The sequence below is a fragment of the Njordella calcicola genome (assembly GCF_056494125.1).
In genome coordinates, this window is the sequence record NZ_CM151396.1 from 6,204,704 (window position 1) to 6,224,197 (window position 19,494).

A 19,494-nucleotide genomic window follows, 5' to 3' on the forward strand; every position below is an offset into this window, starting at 1 on the left:
GTTTGCTAGTACTGCGGCAACCCCTTGTTGTTCTGCAAAATCAAGCCGCTTTTTCTGGCAATTGAGCGACACATGCATGCAACTGGGTGTTCAACTCGTTATAGTTTAAGGTTGTTCCAATCGCTACGAGGCAAGCTTTGTGTTTGGTATAGGCATGATTCCATCGAGACTTGATCCGACTACTCACGCATTTAATCTTCGTGGTCTGTTCGCACTTTGGGTGGCTAGTGCTTGTCTATGCTTCGGTCTGTTTAGCAACGGTTTCGCGGCGACGTTCCAAGAAGCCGAGCTGCTTTTCCAAGCGGGTAAGTACGAAGAGTGTGCGGAGATCTGCCAAAGCGAAGTCGACCAGCGGACATGGAATTCGCGTTGGACGTTGCTGCTGGTTCGCTGCAAAATGGAAGTTGGCCAATATGAAAAGGCGCTCGCAATCTACGAAGTGGGTCTTGAACGATTCGGCGATGATTTGCGAATCCGGCTTTTGGGTCGCGATGTTTATAACTTCAACAACCGGCCGCTGGATGCCAGGAAGCAGATCAATCAGATCACGGAGTTGGTCCAGCGGATGCCGTGGCGTTATAACGGCAGCGACGATCTTGTGGCATTAGGTCAGTTGCTGGTCATACAAGGCGAAGATGCAAGGCAAGTCTTAGAGCTATGCTACGACCGCGCTTTGAAGCAAAACCCATCCAATCTGGAGGCTCTCATCGCGAGTACGCAATTGGCATTGGACAAGGCTGATTATTCAGTCGCTGCACAAACGATCGAGAAAGCGATCAAAGTCCAACCCAATTTCGCAGAACTCTATTACATGAAGGCTCGCGCCTGGGAAGAAACGGACAGCAAGCAAGCGGAAGCCGCGTTGCGCAAGGCCATCGAGCTAAACCCGCGACTGGTGGAAGCACTATTGATGGCGGCCGAAGGGCTGATCGACGGGGAACAATTGGATGAGGCGGAAGAGATCATCGCAGAAGCTTTATCGGTCAATGCGAAGTATCCCAACGCTTGGGCCTTGCGAGCCGTGATTGCTCATTTGCGAGGCGATTACGAGACAGAAGGTGAGCATCGCAAAGAGGCCCTGAAACCCTGGAAACTTAATCCGGAAGTAGACTTCATTATTGGTTCGAAATTGTCGCGTCACTATCGCTTCGAAGATGCTGTCCTCGCACAGCAACGAGCGTTGCAAATGGACGCCTCCTATCAACCATCCATGTTTGCTTTAGCGCAAGACTTGCTGCGATTGGGTCGTACCGAAGAAGGCTGGAATGTGCTGGCGGCTGTTCGCAGTAACGACCAGTACAACGTGGTCGCTTTCAATTTATCACAACTCAAAGAGCGACTTGAAAAGTTTACCGTTCTAGAAGCGCCAGGCTTGGTGGTACGCATGGAGGCTCGCGAAGCGGAAGTCTATGGGGCCGCGGTCATCGATCTCCTTTCGCGAGCTCGCAGCAAGCTATCTGAGAAATATCAGGCCGAACTGCGAGAGCCCGTGTATGTAGAGATATTTCATCGTCAGCAAGACTTTGCCATTCGTACCTTCGGTTTGCCCGGCGGGGCAGGCTACTTGGGTGTCTGTTTTGGACGTTTGATTACGGCTAATTCACCTGCTACAGGCGGCGACAATCCAACGAATTGGCAATCGGTGTTGTGGCACGAATACTGCCATGTCGTAACGCTGCAGAAATCCAATAACCGCATGCCTCGCTGGTTAAGCGAAGGGATCTCGGTGTACGAGGAACGCGAGGAGAATAGCACGTGGGGGCAGCCGATGGATCGCCATTATCGACAGATGATCCTGAGCGAGGATTTTACGCCGATGAGCGAACTGAGCAGCGCGTTCCTCAGCCCGAAATCTGGCATGCATTTGCAGTTCGCTTATTTTGAATCGTCATTAGCTGTTCAATTTTTGATTGAGCAGTACGGATTTGAAAGTTTGCTGCGTGTGTTGGATGATTTAGCTTTGGGGTTGCCGATCAATACGACTCTTGAACGTCTAACCGGTTCATTGAGCATACTGGATGAGCAGTTTAAAAATTTCGCACATGCACAGGCCAAAGCGTACGGCGCGAAGGGCGACTGGACTAAGCTTGCTGCGGCTGACGCGCCCGACCCATCAACCGCTGACCCAGCGTCTACCGCTGCAGCACGACGCTCAACAAGCATAAGTATCGACACCGTTAAAGATTTCTTGCAGGAACATCCGACCAGCCCACTGGCCTTGCGAGCCTTGGCAGAGTATTCGTTGTCCGGCGGCAATTTCGAAGATGCCAAGGGGTACTTGATTCGATTACAGGAGTTGGAACCCAACGACGCAGATTTCAATGGCGTCTACGCCATGTTGGCCAAGGTATACGCAGAATTAAAACAACCTGAAGAAGAACTGATCGCGTTACGCAAACTGGCAGAGATTTGCCCGAATCCGCTGGCCGTTCTAGAGCGGTTGGTAAAAATTGACCAAGCCAACGAAGACTGGAATTCCGTCGACCAGCTTGCTGCGAAATATCTAGCCGTTCAACCGATGAAGGCGTTGCCTCATGATTGGGTGGTCGCCTCTGCACAAGCTCAAAACAATATTGCGATGGCCAAGCAATCGTTGCACGCGTTGTTGCAACTCAAGCCGCTGGACCCTGCAGAACTCCACTTTCAATTGGCTCGAGCGTATCAGGACAGCGAAAATGCAAAGGCGAAACGCCAAGTACTTCAATCTTTAGAGCTTGCACCGCGTTACCTTGAGGCCCTGGCATTGTTAGAACAACTTACAGAATCCGAAGAACCTACGTTGAATTCCGAACCGGAAGCGGACGCTGGGCTTTAGAATGAATCGCACTCACGCAACTCTGTGCGCTGAAATTCAACGGTAGTTTGGAGCACCCCCGCCTATGAAAAAACGATCCGTCCTACTATTAACGTTTCTGCTATTGGCCGTGACGGTCACCGCATTTGCGCAACGCCGTCGTGGAGGTTGGCGTACTAACGATATTTCCGACCCATACGCTCGCAATGGTGTTCCGCGGTGGGATATCGACCAGGCATTTCCCAGTGACGTGTTTACTTTTGCGAGGTTGCGATACAGTTCCTTTTACGGTCGCAGCCGTGGCGGGGATTGGGCCACCGATTACCCTGACAGCGACCTGAATTTCTCGCTGCGATTACAGCAACTCACTTCGTTGAAAGTGAATCCTGATCCAGTGATTGTGGATTTATATGATGAGCGATTGTTTGACTATCCGTTTCTGTACATGATCGAACCAGGCGGGCTTTTTTTCGAAGAAGCCGAGGTCGTAAAACTACGACAGTACTTGCAAAACGGTGGCTTCATGATGGTTGATGACTTTTGGGGGGATGAAGAATACGCCAATTTTGAACGCGAAATCAAACGGGTCTTTCCAGACCGAAAGATCATCGAAGTCCCATTGGAACATGAAATCTTCCACTGCGTCTATGATTTAAAAGAGAAGCCACAAGTGCCTTCGATCAATGCTGCTGAAGCGGGGCGCTCGCAAGGCATTACTTGGGAACCACGCTGGGATTCGGACACTAGTATTCCACATTACCGCGCCATCACAGATGACGATGGAAGGATCATGGTTTTCATTTGTCATAACACGGATTTGGGTGACGGCTGGGAACGCGAAGGCGAAAACAAATGGTACTTTGAAGAGTTCTCTGTCAAAAAATCCTACCCCCTTGGCATAAATATTGTGGTCTACGCGATGACGCATTGATCGGTAATCCATCATGCGTTGATTTCGCTGAACCATACCCCTCCCCCTTTTAAAATCGTTTTCGAAAGCAATATCCGTGAGTGCAGTGCTAGGCAACTTAGAAGAACAAGCAAGACTGATCAAGTTGGTACGGGATTCCCGTGATCGCATTAACCAAGAACTTTCCAAAGCTATCGTTGGCCAGCATGAAGTAATCGAGCAATTGCTGATCTGCTTGTTCGCGGGAACGCACTGTCTGATAACCGGTGCGCCGGGATTAGCTAAAACGCTGCTTGTGCGGTCTGTTGCCCAGATCTTTCACTTGAATTTCCAGCGGATTCAATTCACGCCCGACTTGATGCCAGCAGACATTACGGGCACAGAAATTCTGGAAGAGCATGAAGACGGTCGCCGTCGGATGCATTTCGTCAAAGGTCCAATCTTTGCCAACGTCTTGCTTGCCGACGAGATCAATCGTACGCCGCCGAAAACTCAAGCAGCCCTGCTGGAGGCGATGCAAGAGCATCAAGTCACCGTGGCGGGGCAACGCTATGCGTTAGAAGAACCCTTCTTCGTGCTGGCGACACAAAATCCGATTGAGATGGAAGGCACGTATCCTTTGCCAGAAGCCCAACTCGATCGCTTCATGTTCAACGTATATATTGACTATTTGCCTTTCGTAGATGAATTGGAAGTTGTCTTGCGAACGACGTCACGTTCCGCGGAAACGATTGAACCGCTTTTCAGCGGCGAAGACGTACTCAAATTCCATAGCCTGGTCCGCAGTGTACCGATCGCGGAAAAGGTCGCTGGCTATGCAGTCCGATTGGCTGCCTCAACGCGTCCCAACCGCGAAGGCACACCGGCGTTCACCAACGAGTGGATCGCGTGGGGGGCCGGACTTCGAGCGGCTCAAATGCTGGTCTTGGGGGCAAAGGCCCGGTCGCTTCTACAAGGTCGATCACATGTGGAAATCGAAGACATCCAAGCTCTCGCGCAGCCGACACTGCGGCATCGCTTGATTCTCACTTACAAAGCAGAGGCACAGGGCGTTCGCATTGAAGAGTGCATCGAGCGCTTGCTCAAAGAGGTCAAGGCTTAATCGCATGTCAGATGCTGTCAATCAAGCGAGAACCGCAGACGCCAGACAATTTGGTCAACTAGATCCCGCTGCGCTGTTGCAAATTAAAAATCTTCAGATGCGGGCGAAGCTAATTGTCGATGGCTTTCAAACCGGTTTGCATCGCAGCCCGCTGCATGGATTCTCCGTCGAGTTTGACGAGTATCGGCCTTATGTGATCGGCGATGACCCTCGAAACCTTGACTGGCGGTTGTATGCTCGCAGTGATCGTTACTGTGTGAAGAAGTATCAGGACGAAACTAATCGTCGCTGTTATATTTTGCTGGACTTGAGTCGATCGATGTCCTATGGCTCGATCGGTTACACCAAGCTTCAATATGCGCAAACTATCGCCGCCACACTCGCTCATTATTTATGGCAGCAGCGCGATGCAGTTGGCTTCGTCGCTTTTGACGCAAAGGTTCGCGATTTCATTCCAGCTCGCCGACGGCATGGCCAGTTGCAACGGATCACCGCCACCATCGAATCTCAAGTTGACGGCGACGCCACACGGCTTGATTTGCCCCTACAGCGGATTGCGGAATCAATCGCATCTCGCGGGCTAGTTGTCTTGATTTCTGATTTTCTGGCACCACTGGACCAACTGCAGCTACCCACGAATTTGGTTTGTGCTCGCGGGCAAGAAGTTTGTTGTATTCGAGTGCTGGACCCGGGCGAAATCAACTTCAAACCCACTGCAGCCGTAACCTTGCGAGATGCTGAATCTGGGCGGCTGATGTATATCGATCCTGCCATTGCGACTAAGCAATATCAAGAACGCTTCGAAGCGCATCGACAAGGCTTGGTAGAAATGCTGGACGCCTCTGGAGTCGAACTATTGGAGTGGAGCACCGACAAGCCGTTTGCTGAACTGCTTACCCAATGGCTGGCGGCAAGGCAGCGATCCGCCACACGGCTCATTCGACGCTCTCGCAGCAGTGCAGGGGGGGCTCGATGAATTTTCTCGCTCCGCTGTACTTGGCAGCCTTAGCTGGTTTGGCTGTACCGCTGGTACTGCACTTGATTCGCAGGCAGACGAGGCAAGACGAAGTCTTTAGCTCACTGATGTTCCTGTCGCCATCCCCGCCAAGAGTCAATCGTCGCAGTCGGATCGACAATTGGCCACTGTTGCTGATGCGTGCAGCCGTGCTGGGACTGGTTGCCTTCGCTTTCGCGCGTCCATTCTTGCCCGCTGCTGCAGATGTCCCAATTGACACCGCAACTCGACTGAGAATCATCTTGCTTGATCGCAGCGCTAGCATGTCGCGTGGCGATTTATGGCAGCAAGCCATCGCAAAGGCGGAGTCTTCTGTCAACGATCTGTCAGAAACCGATGCGATTGGAATCGTTCTGTTCGATCAGACGGCTGAAATCCTGCTGGCTCCTGAACAAACCGAAGCCTCCGAAAGCACAGCCTCTAAACAAGCAGCCCTGGAACTGCTTGGTCGATTGAAGGCCACGGGACCGACATGGCTAGGTACCAATCATGCCACCGCACTCCAGACAGCCATCGATCAGTACGAGGGCTATCGTTCCACGGCGGCTTGGAATCCCGGCGCATTATGTGAAGCGATTTTGATCAGTGATTTGCAAGTTGGCGAGGGCGTTGAGCAGTTACGAGCAATGCAGTGGCCTGAAGAGTTAACCTTAGTGGTCTCCGCGGTTCAACCTTCCATAAAGTCCAACGTCACAGCAACTTTGTTGGGGAAACTGGATGCCAGCGGAGAATCGGTAAAGCCCAACAGCACAGCGTCGACGCCGGAAACCAATTCGCGTTATCGAGTTCGAATTGAAAGTGATCCCCAAGCTAGCCCATCAACGATCGCGCTGGAATGGATTTCCCAGGAAGCGGGCTTGCGAGAGAAAGTCGTTGGCACCTTTGATGTGCCACCGGGACAATCGCGAGTTATCCAAATCAACGGCCCAAGCTTTGAAACAGGAAGCCTGCAGTTGACCGGCGATGAAACGACGTTTGAAAACAGTTTTTACTTTTATCAGCCAAAGCCAAAACCAAGGCAGATTGTTTATATCAGCGACCGTAAAATCGAGGCCGACGGGCAAGAGCTAGGCTACTTCCTAAAGAAGATCTCATCGGCGTCGGCTTTGGACTTACCCAGCGCTGACGTCATCACGACATCAGAGGCTGAGTCGAAATTGACCAGCGACGCACTGCCTGCTTTGGTGGTCGTCAATAGCGACGTCAAAGCGGTTTTGTCTGAGCGGTTGGATGCTTACGTCCGCGCGGGAGGAAAGCTGTTGCTGGTGATCGATTCGCTGCCTGCTCAACCGGATGAACTCGACCAGTGGTGGAAGCGCACGTTTGATGACGAATCCGTAACCATTGCCGAAGCGTCCGTAAAGGACTTTCTATTGTGGCAGAACGTTGACTTTCGCAATCCCATCTTCGCTCCCTTTAACGATCCTAAATCGAATAACTTTGCCAAGATCCATTTTTGGAAAGCGAGAGAACTGTCGCTGGCGGAAGAAGACCGATGGCAACGCATTGTGTCCTTTGATTCTGGTAAACCGGCCATGCTGCAACGACGCCGTGGCGATGGTTTGGTTTACGTACTAACCAGTGGGTGGCAAGTTACCGACTCGCAATTGGCGTTGTCGACCAAGTTTGTTCCCATGCTGTTAAACATGATCTCGCGTCCCAGCGAATCGACCATCCCGGTCGCGTGGACCGTGGGGCAGGCGATTGACGCAGCAGAACTCCAGGAGATCGCTTCGATTCGTACGCCCGATGGCAAGGATGAAAAGATTGATTCGCAAGCCTTCACGCCGATGATGCCTGGCCTATACCAATGCACTTTGCAAGACGGTTCCACTCGAACAACAGCCGCCAACTTAGTGCGCAGCGAATGCCGTACGGTCACTTTGGGAACCGATCAGTTTGAGCAATATGGAATTAAGCTAGATAAAATCAAGGATCGAGAAAGCTTGGTCGCAAGCGCTCGACAAATGCGCAACACAGAACTAGAAGCCAGCCAACAATGGTGGCGTTGGCTATTGGTCGCGGGCTTGGCGTTGATTGGATTAGAGACCTTGTTCTCGGCACGTGGTAGAACAACTGCTTTGGAGAGCTAGTGGATATGACTGATAAAGTACAATTGAAACTTTGGCAAGTGCGGCAGCGAGTAAACCGTATTCGCATGCGATGGGCCGCTGCAATACTTGCTTCGATCTTGTTAGCGCTGGGCAGCGTGCTCTTTTGGCGACAACGTGAAGCGTTGCTTTGGAATCGGGATTTCCTGATTGGCATCATTGGCTTTTGCCTTGTGTGGCTACTGGCTGCCCGGTTGATGATCCGCCACTACGCTCCGTCGTCAGAAGCGCTGGCGAAACTTGTAGAGCAGCGATATCCCGATTTGCGGCAATCTTTGGTGACTGCCGTAGATCCGCAAGCTCGTCTCTGGGGCAACCCGTTACTCAGCCGCGAGGTGCGGGAGCGCTCGTTGCAACATGCGAACCGTCATTCTTGGACAAGAATTATTTCACTCAAGCAACGCGTTGCACTAGCTGTTATGAACTTGATGCTATTGTGTGGCTTCGGCGGGCTTGCGTTCTTAATCTCGACTCGACCTGCCAGTGGTCGCCTAGGTGGTTCCAACACGGTCGCTTCACTGGAGACTTTAAGTGGCATGAAGATCGATCCGGGCACGGTGGAAGTAGAACGCGGTAGCTCGATCACGATAGCAGCCACCTTCGGCGATTCAAGCCCACTGGATGTGCAGTTGATTGTCAGCCCAGAGCCCACTGCCGATGCGCCGACCTCGCAGTCGTTGATGACCCAGCAGTCGGCTTCCATGCGACGCGCGCTGAAGGACCCGATCTATTCTCAATTGATTTCTGATATTCGCAACGACTTGACTTATTTTGTTAAATTCGACGGCGTGCAGTCCGATTCGTATCGCATCACCGTCTTTGATTATCCGGAATTGGTCCGATCCGATGCGAATTTAAAATACCCCGCATACACGGAACTGCCAGATAGCAAAATTGAAAACACCAAACGCGTGCGAATGGTGGAAGGAACGTCGCTGCAGTGGAAGTTGTTCTTGAACAAAAACGTCGCGGTATGTCGCGTCATAGACGAAAATGGAGAGATTATCGATTCGCAAACGACGGATGATCCGCTTGTTCGGACAATTACGATGTCGCCGCAAAAGTCCTCCAAATGGAAGGTTGAATTGCAGGATGAGCGTGGGCGCTCAGCCAAGTTAGACAGTCTTCTACATGTAACGGTCACCCCGAATTTGCCGCCGACCATCAAACTGACCGCAGGTGCCGATCGCAGTGTTTCACCACTTGAAGAATGGGTTGCGGCCGCGGATATCGCTGATGATTATGGCATCGTTCAACATGGAATCAGTTACACCTTTCAAGACCAAGAAAAGGAACTCAGCTACCAAGTCGCTCAATTGAAGAAAGCGAGTTCACAGAATCGATTCGATATGGAATCGCTGCAGGCCAGTCCAGATGACTTGCTGACTTATTGGTTTTGGGCTGAAGATTATGATTCCGATGGCAATTTACGAAGGACTACTAGCGATTTGTTCTTCGCAGAAGTTCGTCCCTTTGAAGAAATTTTCCGCCAAGGCCAATCGCCTAGTAGCCAGCAACAACAGCAGCAACAACAGCAACAATCCAATGCGGGTCAACAAGCCGAGAAATTGCTGGAGTTGCAGAAGCAGATTATTTCCGCAACTTGGAATTTGAATCGTCGCGAGCGAACAGAGAACGAGTTGTGGCAAGCGGACATCGAAACGCTGGTGGATTCGCAAGGCACAGCTCTCGTGCAACTGACGGAACTTAAAGGCGAACTACAAGACGCGATCAGCTCAAAAGCTGCAGATGAAGCCGACGCGGCTATGGAAGCGACACTCGTCACGCTCAAAGCGACCAACCTTGAAAACTGGACGCCCAGTTTGACGAAGGCACTTACTAGCGAACAACAAGCGTATCGAGCATTGCTGAAGCTGCGAGCCCGCGAGCATGAGATTGTCCGCTCACAGCAGCAAAGCCAAAGCCAGTCCAGCAGCGCATCAGCCGCGCAGCAACGCCAACAAATCGAACAACTGCAACTGGATCAAGAACAAGATCGCTACGAAACGCAATCCCAGGCAAGCCAAAGTCAACCGGAAGCAGCATCCGCTGAACAAGATGCACAAAAGCGACTCAAGGAGCTGGCTCAACGCCAAAACGATTTGAACGAACAGATCCAGCAACTGGAAGCAGCCTTGCAACAGGCGGCTACAGAACAAGAACAACGTGATGCGCAAGAGCAGTTGAAACGACTGCGAGAAGCTCAAGAAGAGTTATTGCGTGACACCGATGAACTGCTGGACGAAATGAACCAATCGCAAACGTCCGAAGCCTTGCAGCAAGCAGCAGAACAAACCCAGCAATCGCGTGAATCGCTTCAACAAGCCACCGAAAGCTTACGCGAAGGCAAAGCTTCGGAAGCTTTGTCAGCGGGCACCCGAGCACAGCAGTCACTGAACCAAACGCAAGAAGAACTGCGGCAGAATTCGGCGGAGGCTTTGAGCGACTCGCTACGAGAATTACGTTCCCAAGCGAGGGAACTAGTTGAAAAGCAGCAACAAGTTCAAGAGACGATGCAGGCTCGCGGGACGACTAGAGAGTCGGCTGGCCTGAGAACAGAAACTTCCAAAGAGGATTTGCAATCGCAGATCCAGCAACAGCGTGAGTTATTGAAGGAGCTTCAAAAATCTCTCCAAGACACGGTCCTGCAAGCCGAGCAATCGGAGCCATTGGTGGCCGACTCGCTATATCAAACTTTCCAGGAGACCCAGCGCGAACGATTGGATGAGAAGTTGCAAGGCCAATCCATCTTGATGGATCGCGCGATGCCAGAAGAAGCCCAACGATTGGCCGACGAAAGCTTGGAAAAGATGCAAGCTATTGAGCAGCAGATCTCCAGTGCCGCCGGCAACGTGTTGGGCAGCGAGATTGCTGACTTGGAACGAGCCGCTGCCGACTTGCAAAGACTGCGGCAGCAGATCGACCGTGAGTTGGGACAATCGCGACCAGAGGCCAATCGCCAATCTAGCCAATCCGACGATGACGAACAGCCAAGTGCGGAACAGGCCGGTGCTGAACAGGCCGGTGCTGAACAGGCCGGTGCTGAACAGGCAAGTGCTGAACAGGCAGATTCTTCAAGTGCAAACCAAGACCAACCAGGTCGTGGTCAACAGCCCGGCTCGGGGCAGAACCGTAGTGGACAAAACCCGCCGGAACAAGGTGATACACCGGAGAATCCTGGGTCAGGTGCAAACGCAAGTGAGGCTCCGCCGTCCGGCCAGCAATCTGCTACCGCTGGCCAGCCGGGAGGCTCTCAACCTGCGAGCGATTCGCAAGCGGAACAGGCGGGGCAACCTTCCCAGCGCGGGGGGGCTCGTTCCCAACAGGGCAACCCATCGCAGTCAGGGAACCGCCAGGCCGGTGGGGCGGGCGGGGGCGGGTTGTTAAATCAATTAGAACAGTTCGCTCAAGAGCAAGCGGCCGCATCGGAGCGACCTTTGACCGGCGAAGCCTTCCGCGACTTCAATAGCGCACTGCGAGAAGTTGGGCAACTATTGGAAAACCGGGACGACCGAGCTTTGGCGGAAGGAATTCGGCAGGCCGCTCGTCAGATGCGATCTGAGTACACGCGGCATGCGAAGGAACCGCAGCAAGAGTTGGTTGACAAATTGATTGCCAGTCCGCTGGACGAGTTGATTGATAAGGTCGGTTTGGAACTGCAACGCAAGCGGGCGGGCAACACTGCGATTGTTCCCTTAGATAATGATCCAGTACCTCCGGGATACGATCGCGCCGTTCAGATTTATTACGAGAACCTCGGCTCAGGACGATAAAGTCAAGTGCTTAACGGAATTATTGAATCATCGCTACTGGTGAGTGCCCTGGTCTTCAACCGACCAGCTTGGTGGCCGTGGGTGGTTGCTGCGATCATCCTGCTGCTGCTGATCATGCTGTACAACTACGCGTCGCATCGGATGCTGAATCGACCTGCCACTTGGCTCGCGATGTTTCTAAAGCTGTCGGGGTTTGCGTTGGTTGCCATCTGCTTGTTGGAGCCGATGAATTCTTTTGAATGGCCGAGGCCGCAAGAGAATGTCGTGGGTGTATTGCTGGATGCTAGCAAGTCGATGACGATCGGGCTAAGCGACAGCCAACTGACAACGATCCAACAAAACACGTTGCAGACGGATGCGTCTTGGCAACGCCGCGTGGCTCAGGATTTTGCCGTGCGACGATATGCTTTTGGCAGCCAGTCCAATGCGGTCGAAGACCTAGCGGCGATTCCTTTGGACCAAACGCAATCGAATGTCGGCCAAGCGATCCGCTTGTTCGAAGAGCGTATGCAACGTCAACCGATTGCTGCGATGTTTCTTTTCACCGATGGCAATGCAACGGACGCTGCCAGTTTGCAGTTGATGATCGACCAATGGGATTCAAGTCAAGCCAAACAACGGTATCGCATCTACCCGGTACTTCTACGAGAGCAGACCAAGCTGGTCGATTTGGGAATAACACAAGTCAACGTGGCGGTGGCAAATTTCGAAACTTCACCGATCAGTTTTGACGTACGGCTAGCGGGGCAGGGTGTGCGTGGAGAGTCCGCGGTGCTCCGTGTGCTGGATGAAGCAGACAAGGTAGTGCTTGAACAAAAATTTGAGCTACCGAAGGAGCGCGATGAGCATAGCGTGCAATTGCAATTCCGCGCCGTGAACTCCGGTGTCCAACGCTATCGGTTGGTTGCTCGTTTGGCCGCTGAATCGCAGTTGCCCAACGATGCGACTCGAACCAAGGAAGCTACGCTCGACAATAACAGTCGCTATGTAATCGTTGACCGTGGGACGGGTCCCTACCGCATCCTGTATGTCTCTGGACGTCCGAATTGGGAGTTCAAATTCATTCGACGAGCGTTAGCAGCGGACTCGGAAATGGACTTGGTCGGATTGATTCGGATTGCAAAACGGGAAGCCAAGTTTGCGTTTCGAGATAATAAAGTTGGCGATACCAATAGTCTCTTTGAAGGCTTTGAAGACGACCCCGATGGGCTTGCCGAGCAAGCGGACGAAGCCGTGTTCACTCGACTGGGAGTCAAGGATGCAACGGAGCTAAAGAGTGGCTTTCCCACGATTGAAAGCGAGCTGTTTGCCTTCCATATGGTGGTGATCGATGATCTTGAAGCTGACTTTTTCACCTCCAGCCAACAGCAATTAATACGTCGATTTGTCAGCGAGCGAGGTGGAACGGTATTGATGCTAGGAGGCACCGAGGCCTTTCGTGGAAGGAATTTTGCTTCCAGTTCATTTGCGCAGATGATGCCTTTCTACTTTTCGTCCGAATCGACTTCTATGCCGTTCCAAAAATTCCAGCTCACACGCGAAGGCTGGCTGCAACCGTCACTGCGAATCAAGGAGACGGAAGCTCAGGAACGCGCTCGATTGGAAAAGATGCCTGTTTTTCAATCTGCCAACGTACCCAGCGGAGTGAAGCCTGGCGCAATTGTTTATGTGCAGGGGGAGAGCCCCGCTGGCGAAGAAAAGCCGCTGCTGGCAACGCAGCGATTTGGGCAAGGCAAGACCGCAGCGTTACTGCTGAGCGACTTCTGGCGATGGGCGATGCGAAATCCTACGCTGGACGAACCAAATGAGTTGGACGCAGTACTGAACTTGCGAAAGCCACAACCGCCACCACCCAACGAAGCCCTGATCGCATGGCGGCAAATGTTTCGGTGGTTGATCACCGATGTGCCTGCGAAATTTGAAGTTCGCATTCCTGTGGAGATGCCAGCTACTTTGGCGGCCGGTGTGGATGCTAAAACAATCGACGTTCGTGTTCGCGATGAAGAATTCAAACCCCGTGACGACGCCAATATCAACTTGACGGTACAAAATCCCGACGGAAATGAATTTGAACTTTCGGCGCGACCCAGCGACGCAGTTGCTGGTAGTTTCTTGGCTGAAGTTTTTCCGACCGCCGATGGTGCTTATATCGTCCATGCCAAGGGGACGGACGCTTCTGGAGAATCGCTTGGTCAATCGAGCGCAGGATTCGTGATCAATCGCTCGGCAGACGAATTTGCGAGCTTGCAACCGAATTTATCTTTGCTGGAAAGCCTTGCCGAGAGAAGTGGCGGTAAAGTCTTGCGACTCAACGAGCTTGATCGCATCGCGGAGCAGTTGCCTTTTATGGACGTTACGCAAACCGTCCGTCGAGTCGAACCGATGTGGCACCAAGCTTCCATTCTTGGCTTTGCATTTTTGTTACTAATGAGCGAATGGGGCTTGCGCCGCTGGAGAGGACTGCCATGAGTTGGTCGAGTTGCAGATTACCACTGTTGATTGTAGGCGTCCTGGTTTTTGAGGCCATGCTTCCGCGTCTGGCAGTTGCCGATCAGCAAGACGCTGGCGAGACCAAGCGAGTCATAATCGTTGTTGGTGCTGGTGGAGAGCCGGAGTATGAGCAAATGTTCCGCGAGGCCGCCGAGAGCTGGGAAGAAGCCTGCAAAGCGGCTTCGCGTGAATACGAATTGATTGGGCTCGATACTCGCGAAAACGATGCGGCTGATTCCAGCGACCGAGATCGACTGCTGGATGCATTAGCCAAATGGGGTAGTCTAGACGCGCAGTCCGATGCTTGGCTGATCATGATTGGGCATGGTACCACCAGTCGTCAAGCTTCCAACTTCAATCTCCGTGGTGCTGACGTCTCGGCCAAAGACGTCAAGGACGCGATCCAAGGGGTTGCAGCCACGACCGTGGTGGCGGCCTGTTTTTCCACCAGTGGTGCTTGGGTTCCTGAATTGGCGCATCCTAACCGTTTGGTGATTGCAGCGACCAAGAGCGGCGCGGAGTTTAATGTCAGTCGTTTTGGTAAGTTTTTTGCCGAATCCATCAATGACCTTACGATTGATTTAGACCATGACCAAGAGGTCTCCTTACTAGAGGCATTTCTTTCTGCTAGTCGACGCACAAATCGTTTCTATGAAGACCAAAATCGATTGGCGACCGAGCATGCGATCCTTGATGACAACGGCGACGGGAAGGGTACTCTGGTTGACTTTTATGATGGTTTGAGTGTCAAGCCAGCCGGTGGCAAAGACGGACCCATTGATGGTGCGGTGGCCAGGAAACTCGCTTTCGTTCGAAACAGCACGTCGCTGCAGCTTACGGCAGAGCAACTTGCACAGCGAGATGTGTATGAAGCACGTATTGAAACGCTGCGAAAACGAAAAGCAGCAATGGATGCCGATGCTTACTATGATGAATTAGAGAAGATTTTCTTGCAATTGAGTGCTGTGTATCACAACTCGCTTGCGGAAGATTCATTGCCCTAGGGATGGTTCTGCTTCGGAGAGATACCTAGCTGGCTTGCCGCTGCTGTGCAGGCTATAATTCTTGGCAGTGATTCTCTCTCAAACCAAAAGCAGACCTCCATGTTCAAACAGCTACTGATCGCGATTGTTCTAGCCGAGTCATTTTCTCCATCCTTGTGTTTTGCGGAAGAAGTGTCCGGCGGGCAAGTCGCTGGTGTGACCGCATCGACAGCACCTTGGCAAGTCTTATTTGATGGCAGTTCGCTGGATGGTTGGCGAAACTACAAAAAAGACACGGTCAGTGATGGCTGGAAGATTGTCGACGGAGCATTGACGCGCGTCGGCAATGCGGGCGACATCATGACCAAGGAGCAGTACGGAGCATTTGAACTCAAGCTGGAGTTCAAGATTGCTTCTGGCGGTAATAGTGGAGTGATCTACCATGTCCAAGAAACCGCGTCGACGCCATGGCAAACTGGGCCTGAGATTCAGATTCAAGACAACGTCGCGGGCCACGATCCACAAAAATGTGGTTGGTTGTACCAATTGTATCCCGCTGAAACCGACGCCACCAAACCGGCTGGAGAGTGGAACGAGTTGCACGTTATTATCACTCCAGAAAAATGTGTACACTACGTCAATGGGGTGAAGTATTGTGAATATGTGAAGGGCAGTGACGATTGGGACAAGAAGGTTGCGGCCAGCAAATTCGCACAGTTCGAAGGGTTCGGCAAACCCACATCTGGCTATATTTGCTTGCAAGATCACAATGATGAAGTCGCCTATCGCAATATTCAGATACGCAAGCTGGACTAGCGGTCCCTCGTGCTTTCTGGCCGTGTTGAAGCTATACTAAAGGTGTGGGTCTGGAGCGACCGGACCCTACCTTGCCTTCTTTTCGCTTACTATCTCCTGTGACCAGTTCCTCCAGCCATGTCGATCTCCATGATGCCGCTCAGGAAGAAGTTGAACTTCACGAAGCGGCAGTGAGACGCTGTGCTTGCGGAGCGAATGTGGCAGTCTCCCAGGATATCGCCACCGCTTGTACTCAATGTGGCCACGTTTTTAATGCCGCCTCTCAAGTGGCTGATGCGATTACGATGGACGTGGGTCAGGAGAGTAATGACCCGGACGATCATCATAATTTCTCAACCTACGCCGGTCCCACGTTCCATTCGGGTCAGCTATCGGGCGTGATGATGGGTCACTTCTTGCTGGAAGATCTATTGGGATCGGGCGGAATGGGAGCCGTTTATCGGGCGCTAGACACATCACTACAACGTTATGTCGCGGTGAAAGTGATCAACGAAGTCAAATATGGCAGCGATCAACAACCTTTGACCTCGGCGATTGTCCGCGAAGCAGTTGCGCAAGCCAGACTGAATCACCCCAACGTTGTCACCATCTACTATGTAGGACGTACATCAGCCGAACCGTTTTTGGCAATGGAGTTGGTACAAGGTAAGACTTTGCGAGAGCGGTTAGCTGGTGGCCCGATTCCATACTCCGATGCAATCCGAATTACGATCCAATTAGTTCGAGCTCTGGAGCATGCTTCCAGAATCAATATCGTGCATGGCGATATCAAGCCGAACAACTTGTTGCTGGATACTGCTGGGAATGTCAAGCTTTCCGACTTTGGACTGGCGAGATCAACGTTAGAAAGCACCAATAATCGACCGATTTCGGGGACGCCAGCATACATGGCTCCAGAGTTGGTAAAATCGCAGGAGGTTTCGATTCAAAGTGACATGTACGCTGTTGGGATCACGTTGTTTGAAATGATCTTTGGTCGGCTGCCCTTCACCATTGAAGGCAACTCGGTACGCGATCATCTCAATGCGCATGCGACGCAAGAGATTGAGTACCCCGAACCATGGCCGGTTGAACTGCCGGTGGAATTGAAGGAAGTGGTCAACAAGCTGTTAGCCAAAGAAGCGTCGCAGCGATATGCCAACTACGTTGAGTTGTTAAACGACTTACAGCGTATTCGACCGGTGAGCACCACGGTGGCGGGCATCGCGTTGCGCGCGGTCGCGTTCGCGATTGACCAAGCGATCTTGTTGCTGGCATTTGTTCCGTTCGCAATTCCGATTTACGTTTCGACTTTGCAAACGCCCCCGTATGCAGCTTATGGCAATGCGTTGCGACCTTGGAATTGGTTATTTGCGTTGTTGTCGCTATCGGTGCCGATCGTTCACTTTACGATGGTGCGTTATGGTCACCGAACACTGGGGCGATATCTATTTCAGCTACGGGTAACGGAGCAGCATGGATTGGTGCTACCTCGTAAGCGGTCATTTCTGCGCGGATTGATGCGTAACGCGACGGCTTGGCTGACTCCATTGGGATTGTACTTTGGAATCTACATTGATGTGGCCGATGAGCTCATGTATGTCGTGATCCTTTTGATCTTGCTGATTGAGGTAATTTTTACGGTTAGCTCCAAAGACCGCAGGTCGTTGCATGACTGGATTTGCCATTCGCGGGTCGTCTTGGATTCCAAGCCTGAGCGACAAAAGCTTGGGGCAGATTCTGGCAAAGACACGGTGACCGACCGGCTCAATGTTTCAGCGCAAGAAACGTTGATTCAAATCTGAACAATGGGCGATCTTTGCCTAGAAAGCCGCGTATTCCGGGCATAGAAACTCGCCAGACAAGCGACTCAACGCAGGCGGAAAAGTCACCCCATTTTGTAAAGCTCGGCAGTTTTGGGTATTTGCGGAAAAATCACCCTGGTAGCTCAAGCGCTCAGCGACAGTGTACCGATAGAAAAAGCCGGAAGAGCATAAGTCGCTCCAAACGGTTCGTTGTGAAATCGAAATTGGTGCATCCGACTTAAGCTTGCAGAACAGTGGATGGACGCTATCAGCAAATTACTTTGCTGACCATTGTTCGATAGGGAGAGACCAGTGGTTGCTGGTCGATCACAGTCACTAAGGAAGTGGATCTTTAGATTTAATGAGAAGTTTGATGATCTGCGAGACGGTTTACGAAGTCGAGTCCAGGAGCTATCCCGCATAGCGAATGAATTCAAAATGCCGCGCCGGTTGGAGGGCGCTTTCGGCGGCGGCTTCGTGCGCCGAAACCGGACTCCTAACTATGCCGTAGTGGTTGTGACTCCGAATGACTCAGGTTCAGCGTTCAAATCATAAGGGAGATGATTGTCGATGAAGTGGAACATAATTGTTGGGTCGATGGTCCTGGGCGTTAGCCTTGCCAGCCAAAGCTTCGGTTTTGGTCTGTTGGACCGTATGCTCGGCGGACACGGCTGTGGATGCGCAAGCACCTGCTGTGATACATCCGTATGCGAGCCATCATGTGGAGTTGAAATGGCAGGTTGTGGCGCTGGCCCAAGCTGCGGATGCGAAATGGCAGCATGTGATCCATGCGCTTCTGCAGCTCCAAGCTGCGGTTGCGAAATGGCTGCATGTGATCCATGCGGTGCAGCTCCAAGCTGTGGTTGCGAAATGGCTGCTTGTGATCCTTGTGCAGCTCCAAGCTGTGACAGCGGATGCAAGAAAGCTCGCACTCACAAACCTTTGTTGGGTTTACTGAAGAAACTACACTCGAAGAAAGCTTCTTGTGCAGCTCCTAGCTGTGGTTGCGAAATCGCAGACCCAAGCTGCGGTTGCGAAATGGCTGCTTGCGGTGCAGATCCAAGCTGTGGTTGCGAAATGGCTGCTTGTGATCCTTGTGCTGCTCCAAGCTGCGGTTGCGAAATCGCTGCTTGTGATCCATGTGCATCGGCTTGCGACAGCGGTTGCGGCAAGAAGCGCGTTGGATTGTTGGCCAAGCTGTTTGGTGGCAAGTGTGGCAAGTCAGCATGCGATGCATGCGATGCTTGTGACGTTGCTTCCTCGTGCAGCTCTTGCAGCTCGTGTGGATCTGCTCCAGCAGCAGCTCCAATGGCTACGCCAGCACCAGTAGTTGACCCAAGTGCATACTTGAACAGCAAGCGTCGAGTCATTCAAGCTAGCAGCACGACCATCCGCTAGTTCGCGACAAGCGGACCGGCGGCGGTGCGATTCGCAAGAATCGTTTGCTAGCTCCAGACAGACGTCGATGAACAGCCCGCTAAGCTTTTACGAGCGAAGCGGGCTGTTTTTTGTTTTGCTTTTCCATTTTGGCGGGAAGCTTGACAGGCCCAACCGTTAGAGTTAATCTTTCGGTTCAAACTCGCGGGGAATTAGCTCAGTTGGGAGAGCGCTTGCATGGCATGCAAGAGGTCATCGGTTCAAGTCCGTTATTCTCCATTACTTACGTAAGTCGGTCCCCTAAAAGTCCCCTACACGGGATTTTGTTCACTGTGCTGG

At 52.2% G+C, this 19,494-nt stretch carries 12 protein-coding genes and 1 tRNA gene; 12 read left to right on the forward strand and 1 reads right to left on the reverse strand.

Going from position 1 to position 19,494, the window contains the following annotated elements; translation table 11 throughout:
- The first annotated feature begins 154 nt into the window (after positions 1-154).
- The 11 genes from SH302x_RS23875 (at position 155) to SH302x_RS23925 (ending at position 18,736) form a co-directional block, all read left to right on the forward strand.
- Positions 155-2,815: a tetratricopeptide repeat protein gene (locus tag SH302x_RS23875; RefSeq protein WP_479365385.1), complete on the forward strand. Its 2,661-nt coding sequence runs from the start codon at positions 155-157 to the stop codon at positions 2,813-2,815.
- A 64-nt stretch (positions 2,816-2,879) separates the two neighbouring features.
- A complete protein-coding gene (locus SH302x_RS23880; protein ID WP_479365386.1) occupies positions 2,880-3,725 on the forward strand; it encodes a DUF4159 domain-containing protein in 846 nt (281 codons plus the stop codon).
- 76 nt (positions 3,726-3,801) lie between these two features.
- Positions 3,802-4,806: an AAA family ATPase gene (locus SH302x_RS23885; protein ID WP_479365387.1), complete on the forward strand. Its 1,005-nt coding sequence runs from the start codon at positions 3,802-3,804 to the stop codon at positions 4,804-4,806.
- A 4-nt stretch (positions 4,807-4,810) separates the two neighbouring features.
- Complete coding sequence (locus SH302x_RS23890) at positions 4,811-5,782, forward strand: DUF58 domain-containing protein (protein WP_479365388.1); 972 nt, start codon at positions 4,811-4,813, stop codon at positions 5,780-5,782.
- Positions 5,779-7,914: a BatA domain-containing protein gene (locus tag SH302x_RS23895; protein ID WP_479365389.1), complete on the forward strand. Its 2,136-nt coding sequence runs from the start codon at positions 5,779-5,781 to the stop codon at positions 7,912-7,914. The genes SH302x_RS23890 and SH302x_RS23895 overlap by 4 nt, the downstream gene beginning before the upstream one ends.
- A gap of 5 nt (positions 7,915-7,919) precedes the next feature.
- The gene (locus SH302x_RS23900) at positions 7,920-11,705 is read left to right on the forward strand and encodes a hypothetical protein (RefSeq protein ID WP_479365390.1); all 3,786 of its coding nucleotides are present in this window, start codon (positions 7,920-7,922) and stop codon (positions 11,703-11,705) included.
- A gap of 6 nt (positions 11,706-11,711) precedes the next feature.
- Positions 11,712-14,174 carry a hypothetical protein gene (locus SH302x_RS23905; RefSeq protein WP_479365391.1) on the forward strand — a complete coding sequence of 821 codons (2,463 nt, stop codon included), beginning with the start codon at positions 11,712-11,714 and terminating at the stop codon, positions 14,172-14,174.
- The gene (locus SH302x_RS23910) at positions 14,171-15,199 is read left to right on the forward strand and encodes a hypothetical protein (RefSeq protein WP_479365392.1); all 1,029 of its coding nucleotides are present in this window, start codon (positions 14,171-14,173) and stop codon (positions 15,197-15,199) included. The genes SH302x_RS23905 and SH302x_RS23910 overlap by 4 nt, the downstream gene beginning before the upstream one ends.
- A 99-nt stretch (positions 15,200-15,298) precedes the next feature.
- Positions 15,299-15,994: a 3-keto-disaccharide hydrolase gene (locus tag SH302x_RS23915; RefSeq protein WP_479365393.1), complete on the forward strand. Its 696-nt coding sequence runs from the start codon at positions 15,299-15,301 to the stop codon at positions 15,992-15,994.
- A gap of 98 nt (positions 15,995-16,092) precedes the next feature.
- The gene (locus SH302x_RS23920) at positions 16,093-17,778 is read left to right on the forward strand and encodes a protein kinase domain-containing protein (protein ID WP_479365394.1); all 1,686 of its coding nucleotides are present in this window, start codon (positions 16,093-16,095) and stop codon (positions 17,776-17,778) included.
- 589 nt (positions 17,779-18,367) lie between these two features.
- Positions 18,368-18,736, forward strand: coding sequence for a hypothetical protein (locus SH302x_RS23925; RefSeq protein ID WP_479365395.1), 369 nt, complete (start codon positions 18,368-18,370; stop codon positions 18,734-18,736).
- Here the strand turns inward: SH302x_RS23925 and SH302x_RS23930 are convergent.
- On the reverse strand, positions 18,711-19,148 hold the full coding sequence (locus SH302x_RS23930; protein ID WP_479365396.1) for a hypothetical protein: 438 nt from the start codon (positions 19,146-19,148) through the stop codon (positions 18,711-18,713). The two genes, SH302x_RS23925 and SH302x_RS23930, sit on opposite strands and share 26 nt — an antisense overlap.
- A gap of 213 nt (positions 19,149-19,361) precedes the next feature.
- Between SH302x_RS23930 and SH302x_RS23935 the strand changes: the two genes are divergently transcribed.
- A tRNA-Ala gene (locus tag SH302x_RS23935) sits at positions 19,362-19,434 on the forward strand.
- The last annotated feature ends 60 nt before the right edge of the window (positions 19,435-19,494 follow it).